Here is a 5473-nt window from a genome sequence, read left to right on the forward strand (position 1 = left end):
TTTTTAATAAGTAAAAAAGTATTTTTAATAAGTAAAAAAGTATTTTTTCGACTCCGCGAACCCTTGCCAGGACTGGGCTGGCGCGTTCCGACATATTATTACATTTGTTACATATAAAACAACAACATACTGCATACCCATCAAGTTTCCTTCATTATATATTGTGGATAACTCTTATATACGCACCATCTGGGGCACGTTGCTGATAAGTCTTTTTCTTGGCGATTGACGGCCATTCGGCCTTATTGCCATCTGACTAAGAGGAAGGGGGGCTTTCCTTCCGTCAGATACTGCCGTTTAGCGTTGCTATGGGGGCGTTCTGACCTCTTAGTTATAGATTAACACCTACCTTCGTTGGAGATGGCCTTTACAGGCCATTTTCGTGGCTTTTGATAATTCGTCTTTTCGTGATACTAGCTTAATAAGTTAGTATCACGAAAAGGTTTGAAGAATAGCCAACACAATGCTATACTACTAATGCGGTCTGATGGTCGGTTCCCCGTTCACGGGGAGGTGATGCCATGACTACTTATGAGAAGTTAGCACTTATGCTGGCTTTCCTTCAGTTTGTTGTGACGCTCCTGGCTCTGCTTAAATAGCAGTCCAACCGTTTGATTTCGCTTTGACGAACGTCCCAAGTTTTTAACGAACGGCGGTTCTGACGGGCTAACATCAGACCGCTTTCTATGCCTAATTTTAGCACGTTTTCATATTGTCAGCAATAAATTGGATAACACAATGCATGATACTAACTTAATAAGTTAGTATCATGCATTGTAAAGGGCTTTCGCCCTTACTATTAGGGATTTGTCTTGAATCTAGCTATGAAACGCTCATATTTTTTCATGGCTTTATATTCGTATTCTTCGCTTTTGTCATCCCCCCCACAATTCGCATGATTGTCACGCTGGCAGTCAGCACTATTCAATAGTTCTTCCATTGTCATTTCTGCAACAGATTCTGGAGTATCAGATGTATAGCCGTAATCCCCCGTTTCTTTAAGTATTTTTAAAAATCTTTTTTGAGCCTTTTTTAATTCTGAATCAGCTTTAGGCTTTTCAGTAACCGTCTGTGTTTTTGTTTTTGGGGCTACTTCTGTGGCGATTTGAGGTTTCTTCCTTGCAGGCTTTGCACCGCGCTCCCATGCTTTTGCCAGGGCTTTCTGATAAGCCTGTTCGTCAACTTTCTTTGCGTCATAGATAGATGTGCTACGCCCCCATCTTACAATTTCAACATCGTCCAACATCGCAATGCGGTCTGTTCGTACAGACCGCCGTGGCGGTGTTGATACAGTAACACCGCCAACACCGTCCAGCAGTACAAAAATCAGTACATCGCCAATGTTAATCTGCTTGCGCTTTCCGAGCAGTCCATCAAAATACTGTACTCGATGGGCGTAACCAGAACGGCTACGCACGATACACGGTGCGTTGGCACCGTTTTTGTTAGCAAAATCTTGCATGACTTTTCTTAATGATTTTAGAGATTTTATCAGTTTTTTTCCAAGTGCTCCCAGATTATCGGCATTTTTTATATCTTTAGCAATCAGCTTTAACACCTGCTCCGCAGTAAGCCTGCGCGAATGCGCAGCAGGTGTTTTACTTAACACAACTACACCATCACCGACAGTAGCTATCTTGACTTTTAGCGCACGGCGATTCGGGATTTGCAAGAGTAATTCCTTCAGCTTTTCTGCGCTTTCTTTGGAATCTACATAGACAATCTGCTTAGAGCCACGCGCAAGCTGACCGTATGCGTCATACTCTATGGGTTCATAGTGTGCTACATTAGCGTTGGGGAATCCGTCAATAACATCATCAACCTGTTGCCAATACTTTTCGATATTAAAATCTTCCATTTTAAACACACCTCATTTCTTTACACTAACTTATAAGGTTAGTATAACGCATATCGAAAAATAAATCAATACGTAATACTAACTTAATAAGTTAGTATTATAAACAGGAGGAAGAAAATAACTTCTTCTTCCTGTGACAATTATCTTACATTTTCTGCAAGAGTTTTCATTTGATTAAGTAAATCAAAAACTCTGTCGTAATCTTTGCTTAATGCCGCTGATTTTATCGCTGATGATAATTCTGCAAACCTAATACTAATGCCATGATTCGGCATTTTGTACTCGCTGAACATTGCTTTGAAGATTGTCGGCAAAGTCGGTATTGTAATGCACGGTATAGCTTTATTATCTTTTACTTTTATTGGCGTTACTTTTAAAGTTGCGTCAATCATTTTCCAGTTTTTATGTTTGTCGGGTATTTTATAATTTTTCATTGCTAATGCTTTATCAAAAATAGTATTAGCTACAGTTTTTTGCTGATTTTTAATTGCAGGATTTTCTGCAACTGCCGTTTCCCAGTTCGGATAAACTTTTTCGGATTGATTTATATTTAATTTTGAATCAGAATTGGCTGATACAGACTGCAATCTTTGATTATCTCTTGTTCTCTCATTGCTTTCTGTTGCTTGTCGTTCATTATTTTGTGTAATTCTATCTCTAGTATAACACCATGCAAGCTGGGACAAATAACTTTGATTATCTCCTGTTCCTGCGTTGTTTGGTATCTCTCGCTCCGAATCCAAACTGCTTTCTGACAAGTTCTGCAAATTAACGAATTTGGAATTGTTGAGTAAAGATATTCTTCCGTTTTGTCCGTTTTCGCTTTCTCGCACATTCTCCGTAATAACGGCGTTAAGTTCATTTCTTGATTCTCCATAATAGATTACCTCCGCATTTATAATATTTTTTTCTAAATCATTAGTATCTGAAATGTATTTTAATACTTCTTCATTATGTTTTTTTACTGCTCTGTTGTAATTTCCTTTGTCTGTTTTTATACCCTTTTTCTCTAAAGCAGAAACGGCAGGGCCCAGGTGTTCGGTGGGTACTAAATAGTCTTTTCCCTGGTCTTTGTAGCTTTTTGCAGAAACACGAGCGTCTGAGCCAGCTTTCTCTAAAGCGTCATTAGTCAGCTTTTCCCAATCTTCCCTCCATTTCGCTAAAGTCTTTTTACTATCCCAGTTTGTCATTTTTACACACTTGTGTTTATATTTTTTTCTGCCGTTTGCATAAGTTCCTTCTATAACGGGCTTGCCGTTCTTATCTTTTACTGCTACGTTTTTTGACTTTTGCCCCCATGAGCCATCTTTTTTAAACGGGCGCATGGTGGTCATAATATGTGCATGGGGGTTATGATTGTCTTTGTCGTGATGGATAGCCCAATCACAAACCATACCGCTTTCCGAGAACGCAGAACAATACTCTTTGACAAGTTGCTCTTGTTGTTCTAATGACAGTTCTCTCGGCAATGCCAGGTGATGCTTTCTTGCGTACTGTCCGTTCACTCCTTCCACTTTCTGCACTTCGTTCCATAAACTCTCTCTGTCTAAACACCACTCTGGTGCGTTATCGGGCTTTGTTATACCTTTAGCCACTACTCGCTCTTTACGTCCGTAATTTTTAATAAGCCCTTCTTGCGAATCCTTTAGCTTGTCTGCTGACTGATAAGCAGACGATGCAACGGCAGAACCGCCTTTTGCTCCCGAACATATACTAGCGTTATTTGAGTATATTGCCATATTAAACACCTGCCTTTCGTGGGGTGTAGCCCCTCCCCGAAGGGGCGCACATGTGACACACCGTGTCACATATAAGTGCGCCCTCCGGGGGTTTATACGTCTTTTTCTACACCCTGTTTTTCTAATAACTCACTTTGCTTTATTAGCTTGAACCGTGCCGTTGCTTTTTCAATATCAAAATCCCCAAAGACTTTGACATACTCTGCACCGAGCATGATGAGCTGATGTGTTCTGTGTTTGCGATAAGCCGTGTCTGCTTTTGCGTTTTTGCGTTTTTCGCGTATCTCTCTGTGCCGTTGTCGAAGTTCAGCTTTTGCTTTTTTAATAAATTTGTATTGTTCTTCAAGTTCTGCGTATGTCAGCTTATCAGACACTTTAACAGTGAGTTCTTCAAGATTTCTAATAGCTGATTCCGTGTCATTAAACATTGCTACCCCTCCTTTCATCACTATAAAAATAGTAGCATAAAAAAAGTGCCGAAAATTCTTATGAATTTGCATGAGCACAAAAAAGTACCACCCATGTGCGCAGCACTTGGGTGGCTAATGAGCGATTTTTAATTATAAATCATGTGGCAGTTTGATTTCGGTATACCGTTATCAAAGGTGATTTTCTCCTAAATGTCTGGAATATAAGTTGTATTTGTTTGTCGGTTAATCTTTACAGGTTCAGCGTAATCACCTTTTATATCTTCTGTTTTTCCGTAAAAAAATTCTTTTGCCTGGCGGTCATCGGCAAGCCGTTCTTTTTCACGCTCTTCAATTTTTCTTTGTGCTTGCATATTTGCTCCTGCCGTATCTTCTTTTATGAATGTAGTTATTAGACCGCCTAGATTTATAGCAGTATCTTTTTGATTGATTGCTAGTTTGAGATTTCTGTTAATGCGTTCAGTATCATACTTTTTTGCGATTTGCTTAGCGGACTTAGCAGATACACCGCGTTTTACAAGTCTGTCGGCAACACTACCATCAGATTCATAGAAACTTTCGTTAAGCCGTAACTGACCTATGTCATTTTCCATTTTTTCTTCTTCTGATTTTTCTTTTTTCAAAGTTACTGTAAAATGTATTTTTGTATATGAGCGTCCTTGCTTTATATATTCGTGCTTTACGTTTATATCTGATTTCTCATTGATTTCAGCCATAGCAGGTTCAATTACTCTGCTTTTTAGATTTTGTATAATATTATATGATTTACCAAGTTGGAACCGTTCACGAATAAAATCTAATTCATATTCAAAATCTTTTACTTTTAACATTTTCTTTAACAATAAATAGAATCTTGTAGTATAATCACTTCTAAATTCCATCAAGGGCAATGCAGATGTAGAAAGATATGCCTGTTTTAACTGTAGTAGTTCTGTCTTTAAATGCTCGTCTACACAGTATTCTATAACGCTCTCAGATTCTATATATCTTGCTGATTGTAGCCAGTGCGTTGCATACCACCCCTGTTCATCTTTTATCTGTAAAGTTCTGGTGAGTAACCGCATAATTGTGTTTTTTACAAGAGTATAGCCTTTTTTTTCTTCATAATTACAGAATTTAGCCATATCAGCAACGCTGACACGCACTTTGCTAAACTCCTTGGCATTAGTATTAAGTTGTGAACATATAGCAAGTATCATGCGTTGTTCGTATTTAGTCAGCTTATATTTAGCCTCGATGAGCCTGTTCGACTGTTTGATGGGCTTGTTTTCGTCAATTTTCAGTAAATCGTTCATATAATACACCTCCTGTAATGTATTATATGAAAAAATACATTACAGGTCAAGTATAAGTAAATAAGTAAAAATGTATTTTTTCGACTAAAAGTAAGTAAAAATGTATTTTTTAATAAGTAAAAAAGTATTTTTAATAAGTAAAAAAGTATTTTT

5 protein-coding genes are annotated in these 5473 nt (G+C 38.2%); 1 reads left to right on the plus strand and 4 read right to left on the minus strand.

The features are described 5' to 3' along the window. Positions 1–521: 521 nt before the first annotated feature. Positions 522–599: a putative holin-like toxin gene (locus tag DL94_RS16605; protein WP_369793727.1), complete on the plus strand. Its 78-nt coding sequence runs from the start codon at positions 522–524 to the stop codon at positions 597–599. Between the two features lie 200 nt (positions 600–799). Here the strand turns inward: DL94_RS16605 and DL94_RS0111570 are convergent, their stop codons facing one another. From DL94_RS0111570 to DL94_RS0111585, 4 genes are all read right to left on the minus strand, one after another. Then, a complete protein-coding gene (locus tag DL94_RS0111570) occupies positions 800–1858 on the minus strand; it encodes a hypothetical protein (RefSeq protein WP_028130288.1) in 1059 nt (352 codons plus the stop codon). A 140-nt stretch (positions 1859–1998) separates the two neighbouring features. After that, the gene (mobQ, locus tag DL94_RS15420; RefSeq protein WP_051586440.1) at positions 1999–3597 is read right to left on the minus strand and encodes a MobQ family relaxase; all 1599 of its coding nucleotides are present in this window, start codon (positions 3595–3597) and stop codon (positions 1999–2001) included. Positions 3598–3689: 92 nt separating this feature from the next. Then, on the minus strand, positions 3690–4025 hold the full coding sequence (locus DL94_RS0111580) for a hypothetical protein (protein ID WP_028130289.1): 336 nt from the start codon (positions 4023–4025) through the stop codon (positions 3690–3692). A gap of 188 nt (positions 4026–4213) precedes the next feature. Continuing rightward, positions 4214–5320 carry a replication initiation protein gene (locus tag DL94_RS0111585; protein WP_028130290.1) on the minus strand — a complete coding sequence of 369 codons (1107 nt, stop codon included), beginning with the start codon at positions 5318–5320 and terminating at the stop codon, positions 4214–4216. Positions 5321–5473: the final 153 nt, after the last annotated feature.

Source organism: Selenomonas sp. AE3005 (genome assembly GCF_000686945.1).
Lineage (GTDB): Bacteria > Bacillota > Negativicutes > Selenomonadales > Selenomonadaceae > Selenomonas_A.

What these genes read in the sequence shown, in the direction of transcription:
- DL94_RS0111570 (WP_028130288.1), bottom strand. Translation starts at nt 1,858, where the DNA reads ATGGAAGATTTTAATATCGAAAAGTATTGGCAACAGGTTGATGATGTT.
- DL94_RS0111585 (WP_028130290.1), bottom strand. Translation starts at nt 5,320, where the DNA reads ATGAACGATTTACTGAAAATTGACGAAAACAAGCCCATCAAACAGTCG.
- DL94_RS0111580 (WP_028130289.1), bottom strand. Translation starts at nt 4,025, where the DNA reads ATGTTTAATGACACGGAATCAGCTATTAGAAATCTTGAAGAACTCACT.
- DL94_RS16605 (WP_369793727.1), top strand. Translation starts at nt 522, where the DNA reads ATGACTACTTATGAGAAGTTAGCACTTATGCTGGCTTTCCTTCAGTTT.
- mobQ (WP_051586440.1), bottom strand. Translation starts at nt 3,597, where the DNA reads ATGGCAATATACTCAAATAACGCTAGTATATGTTCGGGAGCAAAAGGC.